This is a genomic window from Streptomyces sp. NPDC041713, assembly GCF_055591085.1.
Genome location: NZ_JBVIZY010000003.1, coordinates 43,761 through 62,656, shown reverse-complemented (window position 1 = coordinate 62,656; position 18,896 = coordinate 43,761). Strand labels below are relative to the sequence as shown.

At 72.9% G+C, this 18,896-nt stretch carries 19 protein-coding genes; 14 read left to right on the top strand and 5 right to left on the bottom strand.

From position 1 onward, the window contains the following. Positions 1-136: 136 nt before the first annotated feature. On the top strand, positions 137-1,294 hold the full coding sequence (locus ACZ6CV_RS09800; protein WP_469250360.1) for a hypothetical protein: 1,158 nt from the start codon (positions 137-139) through the stop codon (positions 1,292-1,294). A 197-nt stretch (positions 1,295-1,491) separates the two neighbouring features. Here ACZ6CV_RS09800 and ACZ6CV_RS09795 read toward each other — a convergent pair whose 3' ends face one another. Next, positions 1,492-2,805 carry a PH domain-containing protein gene (locus ACZ6CV_RS09795; RefSeq protein ID WP_469250880.1) on the bottom strand — a complete coding sequence of 438 codons (1,314 nt, stop codon included), beginning with the start codon at positions 2,803-2,805 and terminating at the stop codon, positions 1,492-1,494. A gap of 152 nt (positions 2,806-2,957) precedes the next feature. Beyond that, the gene (locus ACZ6CV_RS09790; protein WP_469250359.1) at positions 2,958-3,470 is read right to left on the bottom strand and encodes a PH domain-containing protein; all 513 of its coding nucleotides are present in this window, start codon (positions 3,468-3,470) and stop codon (positions 2,958-2,960) included. Positions 3,471-3,549: 79 nt separating this feature from the next. Between ACZ6CV_RS09790 and ACZ6CV_RS09785 the strand changes: the two genes are divergently transcribed. Then, positions 3,550-4,725, top strand: coding sequence for an NADH-quinone oxidoreductase subunit D (locus tag ACZ6CV_RS09785; protein ID WP_469250358.1), 1,176 nt, complete (start codon positions 3,550-3,552; stop codon positions 4,723-4,725). Here the strand turns inward: ACZ6CV_RS09785 and ACZ6CV_RS09780 are convergent. Beyond that, a complete protein-coding gene (locus tag ACZ6CV_RS09780) occupies positions 4,690-5,742 on the bottom strand; it encodes an SAM-dependent methyltransferase (protein WP_469250357.1) in 1,053 nt (350 codons plus the stop codon). The two genes, ACZ6CV_RS09785 and ACZ6CV_RS09780, sit on opposite strands and share 36 nt — an antisense overlap. A gap of 106 nt (positions 5,743-5,848) precedes the next feature. Between ACZ6CV_RS09780 and ACZ6CV_RS09775 the strand changes: the two genes are divergently transcribed. Then, entirely contained in the window at positions 5,849-7,051 is a 1,203-nt protein-coding gene (locus ACZ6CV_RS09775) for a sensor histidine kinase (RefSeq protein ID WP_469250356.1), read from the top strand. Between the two features lie 46 nt (positions 7,052-7,097). After that, complete coding sequence (locus tag ACZ6CV_RS09770; RefSeq protein WP_469250355.1) at positions 7,098-7,763, top strand: response regulator transcription factor; 666 nt, start codon at positions 7,098-7,100, stop codon at positions 7,761-7,763. Positions 7,764-7,813: 50 nt separating this feature from the next. Here the strand turns inward: ACZ6CV_RS09770 and ACZ6CV_RS09765 are convergent, their stop codons facing one another. Next, positions 7,814-8,920, bottom strand: a complete 1,107-nt coding sequence (locus ACZ6CV_RS09765) for a DUF5937 family protein (protein WP_362374803.1) — start codon at positions 8,918-8,920, stop codon at positions 7,814-7,816. Positions 8,921-9,204: 284 nt separating this feature from the next. On the opposite strand from ACZ6CV_RS09765, the gene ACZ6CV_RS09760 reads away from it, so the two are divergent. Next, positions 9,205-9,450, top strand: a complete 246-nt coding sequence (locus tag ACZ6CV_RS09760) for a hypothetical protein (RefSeq protein ID WP_362374806.1) — start codon at positions 9,205-9,207, stop codon at positions 9,448-9,450. Here ACZ6CV_RS09760 and ACZ6CV_RS09755 read toward each other — a convergent pair. Then, positions 9,407-10,585 carry a threonine aldolase family protein gene (locus tag ACZ6CV_RS09755; RefSeq protein ID WP_469250354.1) on the bottom strand — a complete coding sequence of 393 codons (1,179 nt, stop codon included), beginning with the start codon at positions 10,583-10,585 and terminating at the stop codon, positions 9,407-9,409. The two genes, ACZ6CV_RS09760 and ACZ6CV_RS09755, sit on opposite strands and share 44 nt — an antisense overlap. 178 nt (positions 10,586-10,763) lie before the next feature. Here ACZ6CV_RS09755 and ACZ6CV_RS09750 point away from each other — a divergent pair, with 178 nt between their 5' ends. From ACZ6CV_RS09750 to ACZ6CV_RS09710, 9 genes are all read left to right on the top strand, one after another. Beyond that, on the top strand, positions 10,764-11,702 hold the full coding sequence (locus ACZ6CV_RS09750) for a Rossmann-like and DUF2520 domain-containing protein (RefSeq protein ID WP_362374812.1): 939 nt from the start codon (positions 10,764-10,766) through the stop codon (positions 11,700-11,702). 26 nt (positions 11,703-11,728) lie between these two features. Then, the gene (gene panC / locus ACZ6CV_RS09745) at positions 11,729-12,733 is read left to right on the top strand and encodes a pantoate--beta-alanine ligase (protein WP_469250879.1); all 1,005 of its coding nucleotides are present in this window, start codon (positions 11,729-11,731) and stop codon (positions 12,731-12,733) included. A 55-nt stretch (positions 12,734-12,788) separates the two neighbouring features. Further along, a complete protein-coding gene (locus ACZ6CV_RS09740; protein WP_469250353.1) occupies positions 12,789-14,504 on the top strand; it encodes an L-aspartate oxidase in 1,716 nt (571 codons plus the stop codon). Between the two features lie 2 nt (positions 14,505-14,506). After that, complete coding sequence (nadC, locus tag ACZ6CV_RS09735) at positions 14,507-15,508, top strand: carboxylating nicotinate-nucleotide diphosphorylase (protein WP_469250352.1); 1,002 nt, start codon at positions 14,507-14,509, stop codon at positions 15,506-15,508. Next, the gene (locus tag ACZ6CV_RS09730) at positions 15,508-16,314 is read left to right on the top strand and encodes a type III pantothenate kinase (RefSeq protein WP_355811169.1); all 807 of its coding nucleotides are present in this window, start codon (positions 15,508-15,510) and stop codon (positions 16,312-16,314) included. The genes nadC and ACZ6CV_RS09730 overlap by 1 nt, the downstream gene beginning before the upstream one ends. Before the next feature lie 548 nt (positions 16,315-16,862). Beyond that, positions 16,863-17,534 carry a hypothetical protein gene (locus ACZ6CV_RS09725; protein ID WP_469250351.1) on the top strand — a complete coding sequence of 224 codons (672 nt, stop codon included), beginning with the start codon at positions 16,863-16,865 and terminating at the stop codon, positions 17,532-17,534. A gap of 14 nt (positions 17,535-17,548) precedes the next feature. After that, positions 17,549-17,728 carry a hypothetical protein gene (locus ACZ6CV_RS09720; RefSeq protein ID WP_355811178.1) on the top strand — a complete coding sequence of 60 codons (180 nt, stop codon included), beginning with the start codon at positions 17,549-17,551 and terminating at the stop codon, positions 17,726-17,728. 146 nt (positions 17,729-17,874) lie between these two features. Continuing rightward, a complete protein-coding gene (locus tag ACZ6CV_RS09715; protein ID WP_355811180.1) occupies positions 17,875-18,273 on the top strand; it encodes a BlaI/MecI/CopY family transcriptional regulator in 399 nt (132 codons plus the stop codon). 9 nt (positions 18,274-18,282) lie between these two features. Next, complete coding sequence (locus tag ACZ6CV_RS09710) at positions 18,283-18,861, top strand: amino-acid N-acetyltransferase (RefSeq protein WP_362374823.1); 579 nt, start codon at positions 18,283-18,285, stop codon at positions 18,859-18,861. Positions 18,862-18,896 lie beyond the last annotated feature (35 nt).

Below are 18,896 nucleotides of genomic sequence, written 5' to 3'. Positions count from 1 at the left end.
CGCATGGTCGATGCGGACGTTGACCGCTGAAGCAATGCGGCCGAGGGGTGGGGAGTTGTGGCGAGATATGGATGAGACGCCTGCTTTTTGCCGGGCGGGGCACCAGACTTCGCCTACGCGCGGTAAGTTTCTGGCCATGCCACGTGGACGTCACCGCCATTCCCCACCCCTGCACAGGCTGCTTCCTCCGTCGACGATCGCCGGCGTCTCTGTTCTCAGCGCGGGCAGCGCCTGGATGTTCGCGGAACCGGTCGTGCTCCGCGGACTCGTCGCGGCCGCGGCCGCCGCTGCCGTCGTCGGCTCGGTCGTCATGCGGCGTTGGGACCAGGCGGCCGGCAAGCGCGTCGCCGAGCTCGGCCGGGCCCGCGCGAGCGACGAGTGGCGTTACGAGGAACGGATAGCCGAGGCCGAGTCCGACCTCGAGGAGTCCCGCGAGCTGCGGGCTCGCCTGGAGACGAAGCTGCGCGCCAAGCGGTCCGAGCTGGCGGCGCTGCGCAATGAACACGCCGCGCTGCTGCGGCGGTACGCCACCGCCGAGACGGAGCGGGCCAGCGCCCTGGAGGGGCGGCGGCTGCTCGCCATCGAGGCGTCTTCGCCGGCGCCCGCGTTGCCTGCGGCGGGCTCGGGGCCGGCTGCGGGCGGTTCCGGCAGTGGTGCCGAGGACTTGGTGCCCGCGGTTCCTGGCGGGGCGCCTTCGCGGGGTGAGGTGCCGGTGCGGGAGCCTGTGCCGGGGGAGGTGCCGGTGCAGGGTTCGGTGCCGGTTCAGGGTGAGGCACCGGGGCGTGCGGGGCGTTCCGCTTCCGCTTCGGTTTCGGCTTCCGCTTCCGGCGGTCGTTCGGACAGGCCCGGTACGAGTCCCACTCCCTCGCTGTTCCTGCGGGCCAACGCGGCGCTCGACCGGATGACCCCCCGGCCGGAGGCCGAGACACCGCCCGAGGCGGAGGGCGAGTCGCGGGGGAAGCCCGGGGCGGCCGACGGGCAGGGCGGGCACGAGCGCGCGGTCGCCGTCGCGCCGCCCGCGCAGGTACGGCGCCCGGCTCCTCAGGGCGGTTTCGACTTCTTCGGCACGAAGAACGTGGCGCCGGCGGCGCTGGAGTCCGTGCAGAACGCGGACCTCGCCGACGTGGTGGGCGAGGAGGCCCTCGCGGTCCACAAGGCGGAGTCTGAGGGCGAGTTCAAGAACGCGCCCGAGGACGACGCGGCGCGGGGCATCGGTCAGGTCATCGACCTGACGGCCCATGACGAGACGGAACAGATCGATGTGGCGGGGCTGAGGACGGCTCTCCGAGCGTGAGCGCTCCGCTGGGTTTGGCGGTTCTTCGGGTCTCTGGGGGGCTGGTGTCTTTTGTCGGCTGCGGGTTCGGGGCGGCTGGGGTCTTTTTGCGCAGTTCCCCGCGCCCCTAGGTCAGCCGGCTCGCTGTCGGCCGGTTCCGCGGGGAGCCTGCGGTTCTGTTTGCGCAGTTCCCCGCGCCCCTGAGCCAGTGGCCGGTGTCAGGACATCCAGCGGTCCGGGCGGGCCTGTTTGCGGCCTGTGCGGGAGCGGTCCGCCTGGGCGTCGAGGAGGGACCTCGCCTCCTCCGTGGGGCGCAGACGGGCCGTCACCGTCTTGTTGGCGCCCGTGTCCACCCGTACGTCCGCCACGTCCTTGTACCGCTCCCACGGGCCCTGGGAGAGCCGCACGCTCTGCACCTTCGCGTGCGGTACGAGCGAGAGGCGGCGCTTGAGCAGGCCGTGGCGTGCCGCGAAGACCTCTTCGGTGATCGCGAGCCCGTACCCCTTCCACCAGAGCGGCACGCACCACGCCGCGCGCGCGGGCGGCCGTACGAGCTCGTCCGCGTCCGGCACCCGCACGCCCGGCAGCACCCGGCCGATCACCGCCGCCGCCTGCGCGCGCGGCGCCACCGGCACCAGGACGCCGTTGGCCGACCCCGCCACGTCCAGCTCGACCCGCACCCAGCCGAGCCGCCGCCACAGCAGCGGCTGCACGATGTGCACGGTCTGCACGCGGCCCGGCGGCACCGTCTCGTGGGCCTTGTCGAGCAGTCCGTAGTCGATGCGGAGGCCGTCCGGGGACTCGCCCACCGTCCAGTCGTACTCCTTGATGAAGCGGCCGCCGCTGCTCGCGAACGCGCCGCCCAGCATGGGGACGGCGGTCGCGAGGACCGTCCATACGTTGTGCGTGGCGAGCCAGAGGAGCGTGGGCACCGCCAGCGCCGCGATCAGCAGCACCCACGGGCCGCCGGTCAGAAGCAGTGAGACCGCGAGCATGCGCGGCTGCACGTGCAGCAGGTCCCGTACGGGCGCCTCGCCGACCTCGCGCGCCTGCTCGGGGGCGAAACCGGCCGCCCGCGCGAGGAGTTCGGCCCGCAGCTCGGCCGCCTCGCGCTCACCCAGGTAGGCCAGCTCGTCCTTCTTCTCCGCGCCGACGACGTCCAGCTTGAGCTTGGCGACGCCCGCGATACGGGCGAGCAGCGGCCGCGTCACGTCGACGGCCTGGAGCCGGTCGAGCCGGATGTGGGCGGTGCGCCGGAAGAACAGGCCGGTGCGGATGCGCAGTTCGGTGTCGGTGACGGAGAAGTGGGTGAACCACCAGCTCAGGAAGCCGTAGAGGGCGCCGCCGACGATGACGGCGGCGCTGGCCAGGAGCAGGGTGGTGGCGGTCAGTTGGGAGAGGCGCTGCTGCGCGCCGTTCGGATCGTGGACCGCCCAGCCGACCACGATGGCGAAGGGCGCCCAGGCGCGGCGCAGCGGCGTGACGGGGTGCAGCCGCCGCTCCCCTCCGGGCCCGCTTCCGGTGCCGTCCACGGCAGCCTCGGTGCCGCCCGCACCCGCCTCGGCAGGGCCGCCCGAGCTCGTGCCGGTGCCGCCCGCGTCCGCCTCGGCGGTACCACCCGCACCCGCCTCGCCGCCGCCGACCGCCCCCCGGTCCCCGGCCTCACCGTTCTGCCGTACCCCGCTCACAGCCCCGCCGATCGGGCCTCGCCGAGCTCCGTCAGGCGGTCGCGGAGGCGTTCGGCCTCCTCGGGGAGGAGGCCGGGGATGCACGCGTCGGTGGCCGCCGCGGCCGTGTGCAACTGGACGCTGGCCAGGCCGAAGCGCCGCTCCACCGGGCCCGACGTGACCTCGACGAGCTGCATCCGGCCGTAGGGCACCACCGTCTCCTCGTGCCAGAGCACGCCCCGGCTGATGAGCAGGTCGTCGGCGCGCTCGGCGTACCGCCACGAGCGCCAGTTCCGGCCGAGGAGTGGCCAGCCCCAGAGCACCGCGGCGAGCGGCACCAGCGCGAAGGCGGCCCAGGCCGGGCCCGCGAAGAGGCCGAGCAGCACACCGACGGCGGCCGCCAGCGGCACCAGCCAGACCACCAGGAGGAGCCGCCGCAACCGCAGCAGCCCGCGCGGCAGCCCGGTCCACACCGGCTCCGCCCGCGCGTCGTCGACCGGTCCTGCGGGCCCCGCCGTCCCCGTTTCCATGCCCCCAGCGTACGTACGCCCTGTGACAGCCGGGCGCCCACGCCATTCCGCCCGGCCGCCCGTACGAGAGACTGTCGCCATGAGTCCCACGACGGAGACCACGCCGCACACCCCCACGGAGACCACGCTCGGCATCGGCGGGGCGGCCGAGAGCACCGACATGGTGCTCAACATCGGCCCCCAGCACCCGTCCACGCACGGCGTGCTTCGCCTGCGCCTGGTCCTGGACGGCGAGCGCATCCAGCACGCGGAGCCGGTCATCGGCTACATGCACCGCGGCGCGGAGAAGCTCTTCGAGGCCCGGGACTACCGGCAGATCGTGATGCTGGCCAACCGCCACGACTGGCTGTCGGCGTTCTCGAACGAGCTGGGCGTCGTCCTCGGGGTGGAGCGGATGCTCGGCATGGAGGTGCCCGAGCGGGCCGTCTGGATGCGCACCCTGCTCGCCGAGCTGAACCGTGTGCTCAACCATCTGATGTTCCTCGGGTCGTACCCGCTCGAACTGGGCGGCATCACCCCGGTGTTCCACGCGTTCCGCGAGCGCGAGGAGCTCCAGAACGTGATGGAGGAGATCTCCGGCGGCCGCATGCACTACATGTTCAACCGCGTCGGCGGCCTCAAGGAGGACCTGCCCGCCGGCTGGCCCGCACGCGCGCGTGCGGCGGTCGCGTCGGTGCGTTCGCGGATGGACGTGTACGACCGTCTGGTGCTCGGCAACGAGATCTTCCGCGGCCGTACGCGCGGCGTCGGCGTCCTCACGGCCGATGCGGTGCACGCCTACGGAGTGAGCGGTCCCATCGCCCGCGCCTCCGGAGTCGACTTCGACCTGCGCCGTGACGAGCCGTACCTCGCCTACGGGGAGCTGCAGGACACCCTGAAGGTCGTCACGCGCCAGGAGGGCGACTGCCTGGCCCGTTTCGAGTGCCTCCTGGAGCAGACGCACAACGCCCTCGACCTCGCGGACGCCTGCCTGGACCGGCTCGCGGAGCTCCCGCAGGGTCCCATCAACCAGCGCCTGCCCAAGGTCCTCAAGGCCCCGGAGGGCCACACCTACGCGTGGACCGAGAACCCCCTCGGCATCAACGGCTACTACCTCGTCAGCAAGGGCGAGAAGACCCCGTACCGCCTGAAGCTGCGCTCCGCCTCGTACAACAACATCCAGGCGCTGGCCGAGCTGCTCCCGGGGCAGCTGGTCGCGGACATGGTGGCGATCCTCGGGTCACTCTTCTTCGTGGTCGGGGACATCGACAAGTAGGTCCGCCGCTTCCGGAAACACCGCCTCCAGGGCTACGCCCACCGGCTGCAGCAGCCAGCCGAAGTCGCCGAGGCCGCCGGGCGCGGTGAGTTCCGCGGCTTCGCCCGCGCGCGCGAGGGCCCGTACGTAGCCCGCCGGGTCGCTGGAGGCGAGGGCCAGCGGCGGGCGTCCGCCGTTCACGCCGAGGGCGCCGAGGGCCGACCGCTGGGCGAGCAGCGCCGCGCCGTCGCCCGCGCAGGCGTCCAACGCCACATGGGCGGTGATGTCACAGCTGCCGTCGGGCACGGGCGCCGTCTCGCGGCCCGCCCTGAAGCCCGTCAGCGTCCCGAACGGCGGCCGGGCGTCCCGGGCATGGGCGTAGTCGGCCGCGACCGCCAGACCGCGCTCCAGGGCCCTCACGGCCCCCGCCCACGCCTCGTCCCGGGAGCGGCCGATCTCAGCGCGCAGACCGGGCTCGGGGTCCTGCGGCCACCAGCGCGCCAGCCAGTCGGCGTCCGGCCCCTCGACGCGGCCGCCCGGCGACTCCTGGCCGGCGTCGTCCACGAGCACCAGGTGGGGCGTTCCGTCGGGCGCCACCTCGACGACGTCCACGGGCACGTTGTCCAGCCACTCGTTGGCGAAGAGCAGCCCCGCGACGCCCACGGGAGGCGCCGCCCGCCACTCGATGCGCGGGTCGAGGCCGGCCGGACGCTCGGCGCGCTCCACCGCGTACGCGCGTACGCGTGCCGCCGTCTCGGCGGGGAGCGCGGCGAGTACGCCCGAGGTCAGCTCGCCGCGGCCCGCCCCCATGTCGACGAAGGCCAGCTCGTCCGGGTGACCGAGCGCCGCGTCCAGACGGCACAGCAGACGCGCCACGGCGGCCGCGTACAGGGGCGAGGCGTGCACGGAGGTACGGAAGTGGGCGGCGGGCCCTTCGGGGCGGCGGTAGAAGCCGTCGGGCCCGTACAGGGCGGCCTCCGTCGCCTCCCGCCAGCCGCGCGGGGCGCGGGTGCCCGCTTCGGTGTTGTCGTTCGTCACAGCCCGCAGGCTAAGCGGGCCTCCACCTTGGGGAGTACATGTGCCCGACAGGGATCGGACCTCCGGTTGACCCGAGGGGCTCGCGGGGCTGCCTACGCTGGGTTACGTGCAGCGCCTCTATGACTTCTTCCGCAGACACCCGACATGGGTCGACGGCTTCTGGGCCTTCGTCCTCCTCGGGATCTCCGGGATCGGTCTGGTCACCATGTCCGAGGGGAACGGATACGACCCGACGCCCGTGGCGATCCCGGTCGTCGTCGGCCTCTCCGTGGTGGTGGCGCTGCGCCGGCGGGCGCCCGAGAAGATGCTGGTGCTCGCCGCGGTCATCGGCTTCGTCCAGCTCGTCTTCGACGTGGAGACGTTGCCCTCGGACTTCGCGATGCTGGTGATCATCTATACGGCGGCGGCCGTCGGGGCGAAGTGGGCCTCACGGTTCGCGCTGGTCGGCGGCCTGTGCGCGGCTCCGCTGTCGATGATGCGCTGGCCCTCGGAGAACTCCGGCGTCGTCGGCAACGTATTCTTCACGATCTTCCAGATCGTGCCGTTCGCCCTCGCCTGGGTGCTCGGCGACTCCATCCGCACCCGCCGCGCCTACCTGGCCCAGCTGGAGGAGCGCGCCGACCGCCTGGAGAAGGAGCGCGAGGCGCAGTCGAAGGTCGCGGTGGCCGCCGAACGGGCCAGGATCGCCCGCGAGCTGCACGACGTCGTCGCGCACAACGTCTCCGTGATGGTGGTCCAGGCCGACGGCGCCGCGTACGTCCTGGACTCCGCGCCCGACCAGGCGAGGAAGGCCCTGGAGACCATCTCGGGCACCGGCAGGCAGGCGCTGGCCGAGATGCGCAGGCTGCTCGGCGTGCTGCGCACCGGCGAGCCCGAGGAGAGCGGCGAGTACGTCCCGCAGCCCGACGTCGAGCAGCTCGACGAACTCATCGAACAGGTCCGTACGGCGGGGCTGCCCGTCGACTTCAAGGTGGAGGGCACCCCGCGCCCGCTGCCCAGCGGCGTCGAGCTGACCGCCTACCGCATCGTGCAGGAGGCGCTCACCAACACCCGCAAGCACGGCGGGGAGAACGCCGGGGCGAGCGTGCGCCTGGTCTACTTCGACGACGGCCTGGGGCTGCTCGTCGAGGACGACGGCAAGGGCGCGCCGCACGAGCTGTACGAGGACGGCGGGGCCGACGGCAGCGGGCACGGCCTGATCGGCATGCGGGAGCGCGTCGGCATGGTCGGCGGCACCCTGGACGCGGGGCCGCGCCCCGGCGGCGGATTCCGCATCAGCGCGCTGCTGCCGCTCAAGCCCGCACACTGACACCCTCGGACATCCGCACCGAACCTTTCCCGAAGGGACTCTCTTGATGTCGATCCGCGTGATGCTCGTCGACGACCAGGTGCTGCTGCGCACCGGGTTCCGGATGGTGCTCGCCGCCCAGCCGGACATGGATGTCGTCGCCGAGGCGGGCGACGGCGTCGAGGCCCTGGAGGTGCTGCGCGCGACCGCGGTCGACGTGGTGCTGATGGACGTCCGCATGCCGAAGCTGGACGGCGTGGAGGCGACCCGGCGCATCTGTCAGGACGCGAACCCCCCGAAGGTGCTGATCCTGACCACCTTCGACCTCGACGAGTACGCCTTCTCGGGGCTGAAGGCGGGCGCGTCCGGCTTCATGCTCAAGGACGTGCCGCCCGGCGAACTGCTCGCCGCGATCCGCTCCGTGCACAGCGGTGACGCGGTGGTCGCGCCGTCCACCACGCGCCGGCTCCTCGACCGCTTCGCGCCGATGCTGCCGAACACCGGCGGTCAGCCGCAGAACAAGCGGCTTGAGCGCCTCACCGACCGGGAGCGCGAGGTGATGATCCTGGTCGCGCAGGGCCTGTCGAACGGCGAGATCGCGGCGCGCCTCGTCCTGTCGGAGGCGACCGTGAAGACGCACGTCGGACGCATCCTGACCAAGCTGGAGCTGCGGGACCGGGTGCAGGTCGTCGTCCTCGCGTACGAGACGGGGCTGGTGCGGGCCGGCGGCTAGCGCCGCCCGCCCTCGACGAGGGGCCGGCGCAGGACGCCCTCGACGACGGCCTAGCGCAGGACGCCTTCGATGAAGTCGCTGCCGAGGCGTGCGACCACGCCGATGTCCAGCTGGTGCTGCACATAGCGCCCGCGGCGGCGCGTGGTGATCAGGCCGGCCTTCTTGAGGACGGTCAGGTGCCGGGATATCTCCGGCGCCGTCATGCCGTGCGAGTCGGCCAGCTCGCTCGTGGTGTACGCCCCGCGCGCGAGGTGCCGGCACAGCCGCATCCGCACCGGGTGGGCCAGCGCGGACATGCGGCGGGTGAGCTGCTCGACCGTGGCCGGCGAGGTGAGGCCGGGGGCGCTGACGGGGTACGTGATCGACGCCTGCCAGCCCTTGCGGTGCAGCACCATGAGGTGCGGCCAGCCGAGGCTGGTCGGGACGAGGACGAGGCCTCCGGAGGCCGTGTGGGTCTGGCCCTCGGTGATCTTGTCGACGGTGATGGTCCGGCCGCTCTCGTCGAGGGAGAGCGCCCCGGAGACCGCCTTCAGGGTCTCCGCGAGGCCCTTGTGCCGCAGCAGGTCGGTCTTGTGCCGGGCGTCCGCGGCCAGTTGGTGGTGCAGCCGGGCCCAGGTGTCGGCGAAGAACGCCTCCTCGCAGTCCTCCAGGAGGGTGCGGAACCACGCGCGGACAACCGGCGGGTCGGTGAGCAACCGCTTGGTGAACAGCACCTGCTGGGGGCCGCGGGCCGCCGCCAGGTCGAGCGCGCGGCGCTGCACGGCCGGGTCGGTCAGGATCTCGCGGTTCGGCTCCGAGTACGTCGACTGGCAGGTGAACTCCAGGGCGGCGTCCACGAACTGTTCGTCGGTCAGCTTGTCCAGCTGGTCGAGCTCCTCGGCGAGCGTGGCACCGGGCAGGGCGTTCTGCCCCTGGATGCCGGCGAACGGCGCGAACACGTCCGAGAACGTCGTCCGCCACAGGAAGTCGGCCTCGCACATGCGGTCCGCAAGGCACGGGTCCAGACGGGCGGAGACGGCCGTCACCCACCCCTGGAGCCCGGGGTGGTGGCCCGGCTCGGACAGCGCGTGCAGCGCCATGCCGAGCTCGGCCAGGGGGGAGGGCACGACGTGGACGCGCTCCTGGGTCAGCCCGGTGATGTCGATGCGCACGCTCATGGCCCCATGGTGCACCGTGCCACCGACAGCGCGGCCGTCGATTGACGGCGCCCGTCAATCGACGCGACGCCGACCGGGCGGCGGGAGCAAGCTGTGGTCATCGGGAAACGCGGCAGCGTCGCCGTGACCGACGCCCGGCCACCCCGACCGACGCCGGCCCCCTGACCGGCCACCCCGGCCGGCCATCTCATCCGACTCATCTCATCCCCATCCCCTCATCCCTCCGCGAGACCCCCAGCCCACCGATGTCTGTTAAGTACCATTTATTACGAGAGGTTTCCGTCATGAGCGTCACCCAGCAGTACCTCCTCGACGCCTACCGCGCCGCCCAGCACGGCGCCCCCACGCCGCCCGCCCCCGGCCAGGGCGACTGGCAGGCCGTCCGCGAGGTCCGCGACTACGGACGCTTCCGTGCCGTGGTGGCGGAACGCCCCGCCCACGGCCGGTTCCGCGCCGCCCTGGCCCGGCTCGTGCACGGCGGCCGGCTCAGCGGGGGAGCCGGTGCACGAACTCCGCGACCGCTTCCTTGACGTCGTCGGCCGTCCAGGCCAAGCCCTCCTCGGTCACGGTGACCTCCGTGACCGAGAGGCCGGGCGGCCCGTCCGCGAACCAGCGTCCGAACAGCAGCGTGCCGGTCTCCTCGGCCTGCGCCACACAGACCTCTTCCAGCACGTCCGGCGCGTACGGCAGCCACACCTGGAACTGATGGGTGTGCGGGCGCTCGGGATGTATGCGCGAGAAGGGCACCCCGGCCGCCGCGAACCCCTCGTGCAGTGCCTCGGCGACCACGCGCGCGTGGGCCACGTACCCGGGCAGCCGGGGCAGCCTGTGCTTCAGGCCGAGCAGCGCCGAGACCGCCGTGGGGAACTGCTGGAACACCTGGCCCCCGTACCGGTGGCGCCACACCCTGGCCTCCTCGACGAGCGTGCGCGGACCGGCCAGCGCGGCGCCGCCCAGCCCTTCGAGGGACTTGTAGAACGACACGTACACCGAGTCGGCGAGCCCGGCGATCTCGTCGAGGCCGCGCCCGAAGTGGGCCGTGCACTCCCACAGGCGGGCGCCGTCGACGTGCACGACGGCGTCCCGCTCGCGGGCCGCCGCCACGACCGCCTCCAGCTCCTCCCACTCCGGCAGGACGTAACCGACGTCCCGGAGGGGCAGTTCGAGCATCAGCGCCCCGAAGGGCTCGCCGAAGTCGCGCACCTCGTCCGCCGTCGGCAGCCGCGGCTCGGCCGTCGGGTGCACCGTCCGCAATCCGCTGAGTACGGAGAGGGCGCCGCCCTCGTGGAGTTCGGGGTGCGCCTTCGGGTGCAGCGCCACGGTGGCGTTCCCCGTACGGCCCGCCCAGCAGCGCAGTGCGACCTGCTGCGCCATGGTGCCGGTCGGGAAGAACGCCGCGTCCTCGGTGCCGAGCAGCCGCGCGACCTCGGCCTCCAGGGTGGCCACGACGGAGTCGCCGTATATGTCGGCGGGCTCGTCCGGGCCGACGACCTCGGGGGCGGCGGCCGCCAGGGCCGAGAGGCGCTCGGTCAGCGGGATGTGGACGGCGGCGCGGTGCAGGGTGCGGGCCGCGCTCCGGTGGGCGGCGCGGCGTCGGTCCGACGCGAGCCGTTCCGGTGACTCGGATGACTCGGATCGCTCTTCGACTGTGCTGTGAGAGGGCATTCTCAGAGCATGGACCGCCCGCGGCCACCGGGCACACGGATATCCACAGCCACCGGTCGCCGGTCATACGAACAGCCACAGCCTGTGGACAGCGGCAGACGCGGCGCCGACCGATCGCGTTAACATGACGAGAAATCGTCCGGTACCCCGAGCGGACTGGAACGGAAGGCGCCGCAGCGTGAACGCATCGCATCAGCCAGACCCGCGGGACCGCCCCGCGAGGCTCACCGTGGGAGTCGTGGGAGCGGGCCGGGTCGGCCCCGCCCTCGCCGCGGCGCTGCAGCTCGCCGGGCACCGCCCGGTGGCCGCGTCCGGGGTCTCCGACAGCTCCGTACGACGAGCCGCCGCCCTGTTGCCCGACGTGCCCCTCGTCCCGCCCGCGGAGGTCCTCGACCGTGCCGACCTGGTCCTCCTGACCGTCCCCGACGACGCGCTGCCCGGCCTCGTCGAGGGCCTCGCCGAGACCGGCGCCGTCCGCCCCGGCCAGCTCCTCGTGCACACCTCCGGGCGGTACGGCACCCAGGTCCTCGACCCCGCCCTGCGCGCCGGCGCCCTGCCGCTCGCGCTGCACCCCGCCATGACGTTCACCGGCACCGCCGTCGACGTACAGCGCCTCGCCGGATGCTCCTTCGGCGTCACCGCCCCCGAGGAGCTGCGGCTCGCCGCCGAGGCCCTGGTCATCGAGATGGGCGGCGAACCCGAGTGGATCGACGAGGAGAAGCGCCCGCTCTACCACGCGGCCCTCGCCCTCGGCGCGAACCACCTGGTCACGCTGGTCGCCGAATCCATGGACCTGCTCAAGGACGCCGGCGTCACCGCCCCGGACCGGATGCTCGGCCCGCTGCTCGGCGCCGCCCTGGACAACGCCCTGCGCTCCGGTGACGCCGCGCTCACCGGCCCCGTCGCGCGCGGCGACGCGGGCACCGTCGCGGCGCATGTCGCGGAGTTGCGCAAGCACGCCCCGCAGACCGTCCCCGGCTATCTCGCGATGGCCCGCGCCACCGCCGACCGCGCGCTGGCCCACGGCCTGCTCAAGCCGGAGCTCGCCGAGGACCTCCTCGGCGTCCTCGCCCACGGCGCGACCGGCACCCGCGGCACCGAAGGGGGAGACCGATGAGCACCGACCCGACGGGCACCGGCCCGATGAGCGCCGACCTGCTGCACACCGGCGCGGCCCTGCGCACGCGCGCGCGTGCGGGCCGCCGGGCCGTCGTCATGACCATGGGCGCCCTGCACGACGGACACGCCTCGCTGATCCGCGCCGCCCGCCGCGCCGCAGGCCCCGACGGCGAGGTCGTCGTCACCGTCTTCGTCAACCCCCTGCAGTTCGGGGCGGGCGAGGACCTCGACCGCTACCCCCGCACCCTCGAAGCCGACGTCAAGATCGCCGAACAGGCGGGCGCGGACGTCGTGTTCGCCCCCGCCGTGGACGAGGTCTACCCCGGCGGCGAGCCCCAGGTCCGCATCACCGCGGGCCCCATGGGCACCGTCCTGGAGGGCGCCACGCGGCCCGGCCACTTCGACGGCATGCTCACCGTCGTCGCCAAGCTGCTGCACCTCACCGCGCCCGACGTGGCGCTGTTCGGGCAGAAGGACGCCCAGCAACTCGCCCTGATCCGCCGCATGGTGCGCGACCTGAACTTCCCCGCGGAGATCGTCGGCATCCCCACCGTCCGCGAGGACGACGGCCTGGCCCTCTCCAGCCGCAACCGCTACCTCTCCCCGGACGAGCGGCGCACCGCTCTCGCCCTCTCCCAGGCCCTCTTCGCCGGCCGCGACCGGCACGCCGCACAGGAGGCCCTGCGCGCGCGTGCGGCGAGCGCCCCCGCCACGCGCGCGCGTGCCGTCGCCCTCAGCGAGATCGGCGAGTCCCGCGCGGCGGCCGACGCGCACGCCGTGGCGTACTCCGCGGAGCCCTCAGCGTCCGGCAGCCCGGCCGCCGTCGTCGCGGCCGCCCGCCTGGTCCTGGACGAGGCGGCCCGTCTGCGCCCCCCGCTGGAGCTGGACTACGTGGCGCTGGTGGACCCGGCCGACTTCACCGAGGTGCGCCCCGGCCACCAGGGCGAGGCCGTCCTGGCCGTCGCCGCCCGGGTCGGTTCGACGCGACTGATCGACAACATCCCGCTGACGTTCGGAGCCGCCCTATGAGCGCGCGCCACCCGCGACCGAGCACAGCGTCCGTACGGTTGAACGGAGTCCCCGCATGAGCGCCACCGGCATACGGCTGTACGCACCCGCCCCCGGCTGGTCCCTCGACGCCGACATCGTGGTCGTCGGCTCCGGAGTGGCCGGTCTGACGGCCGCCCTGCGCGCCTCGGCGGCCGGCCTGAAGACCGTCGTGGTGACCAAGGCCCGCCTCGACGACGGCTCCACCCGCTGGGCGCAGGGCGGCGTCGCGGCGGCGATCGGCGAGGGCGACACCCCCGAACAGCACCTGGACGACACCCTGGTGGCGGGCGCGGGCCTCTGCGACGAGGCGGCCGTCCGCACCCTCGTCACCGAGGGCCCCGGTGCCGTACGCCGCCTCATCGAGACCGGCGCCCACTTCGACCGGGACCCCGAAGGGGCCATCGAACTGGCCCGTGAGGGCGGTCACCACCGCCGCCGCATCGCGCACGCGGGCGGCGACGCCACCGGCGCGGAGATCTCCCGTGCCCTCGTCGAGGCGGTCCGCGCGCGCGGCATACCGACCGTCGAGAACGCGCTGGTCCTCGACCTGCTCACCGACGCCGACGGCCGCACCGCCGGGGTCTCCCTGCACGTGATGGGGGAGGGCCAGCACGACGGCGTGGGCGCCGTGCACGCCCCCGCCGTGGTCCTCGCGACCGGCGGCATGGGGCAGGTCTTCGCGGCCACCACCAACCCGTCCGTCTCCACGGGCGACGGCGTCGCGCTCGCCCTGCGCGCGGGCGCCGAGGTCTCCGACCTCGAATTCGTCCAGTTCCACCCGACGGTGCTCTTCCTCGGCGCGGACGCGGAGGGCCAGCAGCCGCTGGTCTCCGAGGCCGTCAGGGGCGAGGGCGCGCACCTGGTGGACGCCGACGGCGTGCGCTTCATGGTCGGACAGCACGAGCTGGCCGAGCTCGCGCCGCGCGACATCGTCGCCAAGGGCATCACGCGCCGCATGCTGGAAAAGGGCACCCAGCACATGTACCTGGACGCCCGGCACTTCGGCGCCCAGATGTGGGAGAACCGCTTCCCGACGATCCTCGCCGCCTGCCGCGCCCACGGCATCGACCCCGTCACCGAGCCCGTCCCGATCGCCCCCGCCGCGCACTACGCCTCCGGAGGCGTCCGCACCGACCGGCACGGCCGCACCACCGTCCCCGGCCTGTACGCCTGCGGAGAGGTCGCCTGCACCGGCGTCCACGGCGCCAACCGGCTCGCCTCCAACTCCCTGCTCGAAGGCCTGGTCTACGCCGAGCGCATCGCCGACGACATCGCCGCACAGCACGCGGAGAACACCCTGCACGCGCGCGTGCCCGCCCCGGTCGTCCAGCCCGAGACGCCCACGCACCCGCTGCTGCCGCCCGAGGCCCGCTTCACCATCCAGCGCGTCATGACCGAGGGCGCCGGAGTGCTGCGTTCCGCCGACTCCCTCGCCCGCGCCGCGGACCGGCTGGCCCGCATCCACGCCGAGGCCGCGGGCGCCCTCGCCGAACACGGCAAGACCTCCGAGCCCGGCGTCGACACCTGGGAGGCCACCAACCTCCTCTGCGTCGCGCGGGTCCTGGTGGCCGCCGCCCAGCGCCGCGAGGAGACGCGCGGCTGCCACTGGCGCCAGGACCACGCCGACCGCGACGACACCGCCTGGCGGCGCCACATCGTCGTACGCCTGAATCCGGACCGGACGCTGGCGGCGCACACCACCGAGACCCACGACTTCCCTCCGACCCGTCCCAGCCTCCAGGAGCAGTGACCGTGAGCACCCCCGACGACCTCCCCCTCGCCAGCCCCCCAGCCGCGGGCGGTGGCTGCGGCGACGCCTGCGGCTGCGACGGCGGCGGCGAAGCGTTCGACCCCCTGGAGTGCGGCCTCGACCCCGCTCTCGCGCTGCTCCTGACCGAGGCGGGCCTCGACCCGCTGCAGATCGAGGACATCGCGCACATGGCCATCGAGGAGGACCTGGCCGGCGGCGTGGACGTCACCACGGCCGCGACCATCCCCGAAGACGCCGTCGCCACCGCGGACTTCGCCGCGCGCGAGGCCGGCACGGTGGCCGGCCTGCGCGTCGCCGAGGCCGTCCTCTCCGTGGTCTGCGAGGAGGAATTCGAGGTCGAGCGGCACGTCGAGGACGGCGACCGCGTCGAGCCCGGCGACGTCCTCCTGAGCGTCACCACCCGCACCCGCGACCTGCTCACCGCCGAGCGCAGCGCGCTGAACCTGCTGTGCCGCCTGTCGGGCATCGCGACCGCCACGCGCGCGTGGGCGGACGCGCTGGAGGGCACGAAGGCGAAGGTCCGCGACACCCGCAAGACGACGCCCGGCTACCGCGCCCTGGAGAAGTACGCGGTGCGCATGGGCGGCGGCGTCAACCACCGCATGTCGCTCTCCGACGCGGCCCTGGTGAAGGACAACCACGTGGTCGCCGCGGGCGGCGTGGCCCAGGCCTTCAAGGCCGTACGGGAGCAGTTCCCCGGCCTCGCCATCGAGGTGGAGGTCGACACGCTGCACCAGCTGCGCGAGGTCGTCGACGCGGGCGCGGACCTGATCCTCCTGGACAACTTCACGCCGGCCGAGACCGAGGAGGCGGTCGCCATCGTGGCGGGCCGCGCGTTCCTCGAATCCTCCGGCCGCCTCACCCTGGAGAACGCCCGCGCGTACGCGGAGCGGGGCGTCGACTACCTCGCGGTGGGCGCGCTCACGCACTCGTCCCCGATCCTCGACATCGGCCTCGACCTGCGGGAAGCGGTGCGGGACTGATGCTCCTCACCATCGACGTCGGCAACACCCACACCGTCCTCGGCCTCTTCGACGGCGAGGACATCGTCGAGCACTGGCGCATCTCCACCGACGCCCGCCGCACCGCCGACGAACTCGCCGTCCTGCTGCACGGCCTGATGGGCATGCACCCACTGCTCGGCGACGAGCTGGGCGACGGCATCGACGGCATCGCGATCTGCTCGACGGTCCCCTCCGTCCTGCACGAGCTGCGCGAGGTCACCCGCAGGTACTACGGGGACGTCCCCGCGGTCCTGGTCGAGCCGGGCATCAAGACCGGCGTCCCGATCCTCATGGACAACCCCAAGGAGGTCGGCGCCGACCGCATCATCAACGCGGTCGCGGCCGTCGAGCTCTACGGCGGGCCCGCGATCGTCGTCGACTTCGGCACCGCGACGACCTTCGACGCGGTCTCCGCGCGCGGGGAGTACGCGGGTGGCGTCATCGCTCCCGGCATCGAGATCTCCGTGGAGGCCCTCGGCGTACGGGGCGCGCAGCTCCGCAAGATCGAGCTGGCCCGGCCGCGCAGCGTCATCGGCAAGAACACCGTGGAGGCCATGCAGGCGGGCATCCTGTACGGCTTCGCGGGCCAGGTCGACGGCGTCGTGAACCGCATGGCGCGCGAACTCGCGGGCGCGGGCGGCGATCCGGACGACGTGACGGTGATCGCGACGGGTGGTCTCGCGCCGATGGTGCTCGGTGAGGCGACCGTCATCGACGAGCACGAACCATGGCTGACGCTGATCGGTCTCCGCCTCGTCTACGAACGGAACATTGCCCGTTCCTGACCGATTGCTGTTGCCCTCGTGTGCATAACTCTCCACCTTCTGCAAGAGTCTGCGCAGGGACGGGGCTTGGGCGGGTGTAGGGCGGGCTGGGGCGGATGAGGCGCAAGAGACGTGTTGTGGCGGCGGTCGCATGGGCGGCGGTACTGGCCGGCCCCGCCCCGGCGGCATCCGCGACCACGCCGCCCGCCCCGACTCTGGCCGGGGCGGGTGCAGGCATCCTGCCCTGGCTGGCGGTCGCGGCGGTCGCGGCGTTGGGCATAGGAGCGGTGACCTACGCCTTGCTACGCCGCCGCGCGGACTAGAACGCCACGAAACCCCGGCCGCCCCGGGGCATGAAAAGGGCGGGCGGGTGGGGAGAAGCCCGCGAAGCGGGCACGCAGCGCGAATAACGCGCAGGCCCAGAAGTCAACGCCCCCCGCGATAACGCGGAGGCCCACAAGTCCACGCCCCCGCAAATAACACGCAGGCCCACCAAGTCCCCGCCCAAGCGAAGACGCCACGCACTGGCGTTAAGCGGATTTTGTCCGTTCTGCGCGTATCGTCAGTCCATGCCCACGCCATACGGATCCCGAGGCGGCATGGCCTTCAGTGCGGAGGAGCTGCGTGTGCTCCGTCGCGCCCTGGCCCTCGCCCTGCACCCCAGCCCCGCCGCGGACGAGGACGTCCAGGACTGTCTGCGTCTCGCCGAATCGGTCGACGAAGCGGTGCGCGAGGGCGCCCGGCTGCGCGCCTTCCTCGTGGCCGACCTCGCCCGGTACCGCGCGGCCCTGCCCGGAACCGCCTCCGGCTACCTCGGACTCCTCGACGACGTCCTCGCCACCGGCTACCAGCCCGGCGCCGATGACCTCGCCGCGCTGCGCGCCCTGCGCGGCAACCCGGTCGCCGCCGCCCTCCTCGACCGCTGCCGCGCCCTGGCCGAACGGTCCGTCCGCGCCCGTCTCGCGGGCCGCGCCGTCCCCGTACCGGAGCGCGCCGCGATCCCCGCACCCGCCTCCCGTACCCGTACCCGCACCCGCCTCCTCGCCCTGCCCGGCGGCCTGCACGCCCCCGAGGCCGACGCGGCGGACCCCGCGGCCCCCCGGCCCAAGGCGCCCGCCGAACGCCGTCCGGCCCCCGCGTCCGAGCCGCCCCGCCCGGTTCCCACCCCCGCGGAGGTCTTCCCGCCGAAGCGCCGCACCGAGACACCGGCGGACCCGCCGCACCAGCTCGTCGCCGGCTAGCTACCCTGGGGGGCATGGACTACGTCTCCGCGCTCGTGCCCCCGGTAGTGATGGCCGTGTTCTTCACCTGGCTCATCGTGACGATCGTGAAGTCCCAGGGCGGCGCCAACAAGACCAAGGAGGACGCGGCCGTCGACGCCGCGATCTCCCGCGCCGAAGCCGTCCACCAGGGCCCGAAGACCAACGGCGCCTGACCCGCGCCGCACCCCGGCCGGCCTGCCCCTCACCGGCGTACGACTCATGCGTTTCGAGTCGTACGCCCTTTTTGTTGCAGAATTAGGGGTACGCCACGTCCCTCATACATCACGCCAATAGTGACGTCTCCCACTATTGTTCTGCTGTGCCTCGTCCATTGGGAGAACTCGAAGACTCTGTCATGACGCGGGTGTGGAAGTGGAACCGCCCCGTGACCGTTCGAGAAGTCCTGGAAGACCTTCAGCAGGAACGGTCCATCGCGTACACGACCGTGATGACCGTTTTGGACAATCTCCATCAGAAGGGCTGGGTGCGTCGGGAAGCGGAAGGCCGCGCCTATCGATATGAGGCGGTCTCCACTCGTGCCGCCTACGCAGCCGCACTGATGAACGAAGCCTGGTCCCGGAGCGACAACCCCGCGGCCGCTCTCGTCGCGTTCTTCGGCATGATGTCGGAGGAACAGCGCGAAGCGCTGAGCGACGCGATGCGTATCGTCCAAGGCCCGGAGAACCCCGGCTCGGCGGAGCGCGCCGCAGAGCGATAGCGTCCGCTCATGCCAGCAGAGGTCCCCGGACGCAACGAACGCAACGAACGCAACGAAGTCAGCGAACTCAGCGAACTCAGCGCAAAAGCGGTCTCCGTCCGCAGGGCGCGAACCTCCGATGTGCCGGCCGTGCGCCGGCTCCTCGACTCCTACGTCCGCGAGCGCATCCTCCTGGACAAAGCGACGGTGACCCTTTACGAGGACATCCAGGAGTTCTGGGTGGCGGAACGCGACGACAACGCGGAGTTGGTCGGCTGCGGCGCACTGCACGTGATGTGGGAAGACCTCGCGGAAGTCCGCACCCTCGCCGTGAACCCGGACGTCAAGGGGGCCGGAGTGGGACACCAACTGTTGGGCAAGTTGCTGCAGACCGCGGGCTGGCTCGGCGTCCGCAAGGTTTTCTGTCTCACCTTCGAAGTCGACTTCTTCGCGAAGCACGGCTTCGTGGAGATCGGCGAGACTCCGGTCGACGGAGATGTCTACAGCGAGCTCCTGCGTTCCTATGACGAGGGCGTAGCGGAGTTCCTCGGCCTCGAACGAGTGAAACCGAACACCTTGGGCAACAGCCGGATGCTTCTGCATCTGTGATCGCCGCGGCGGGAAGCGTGACGGAACAGTGAACG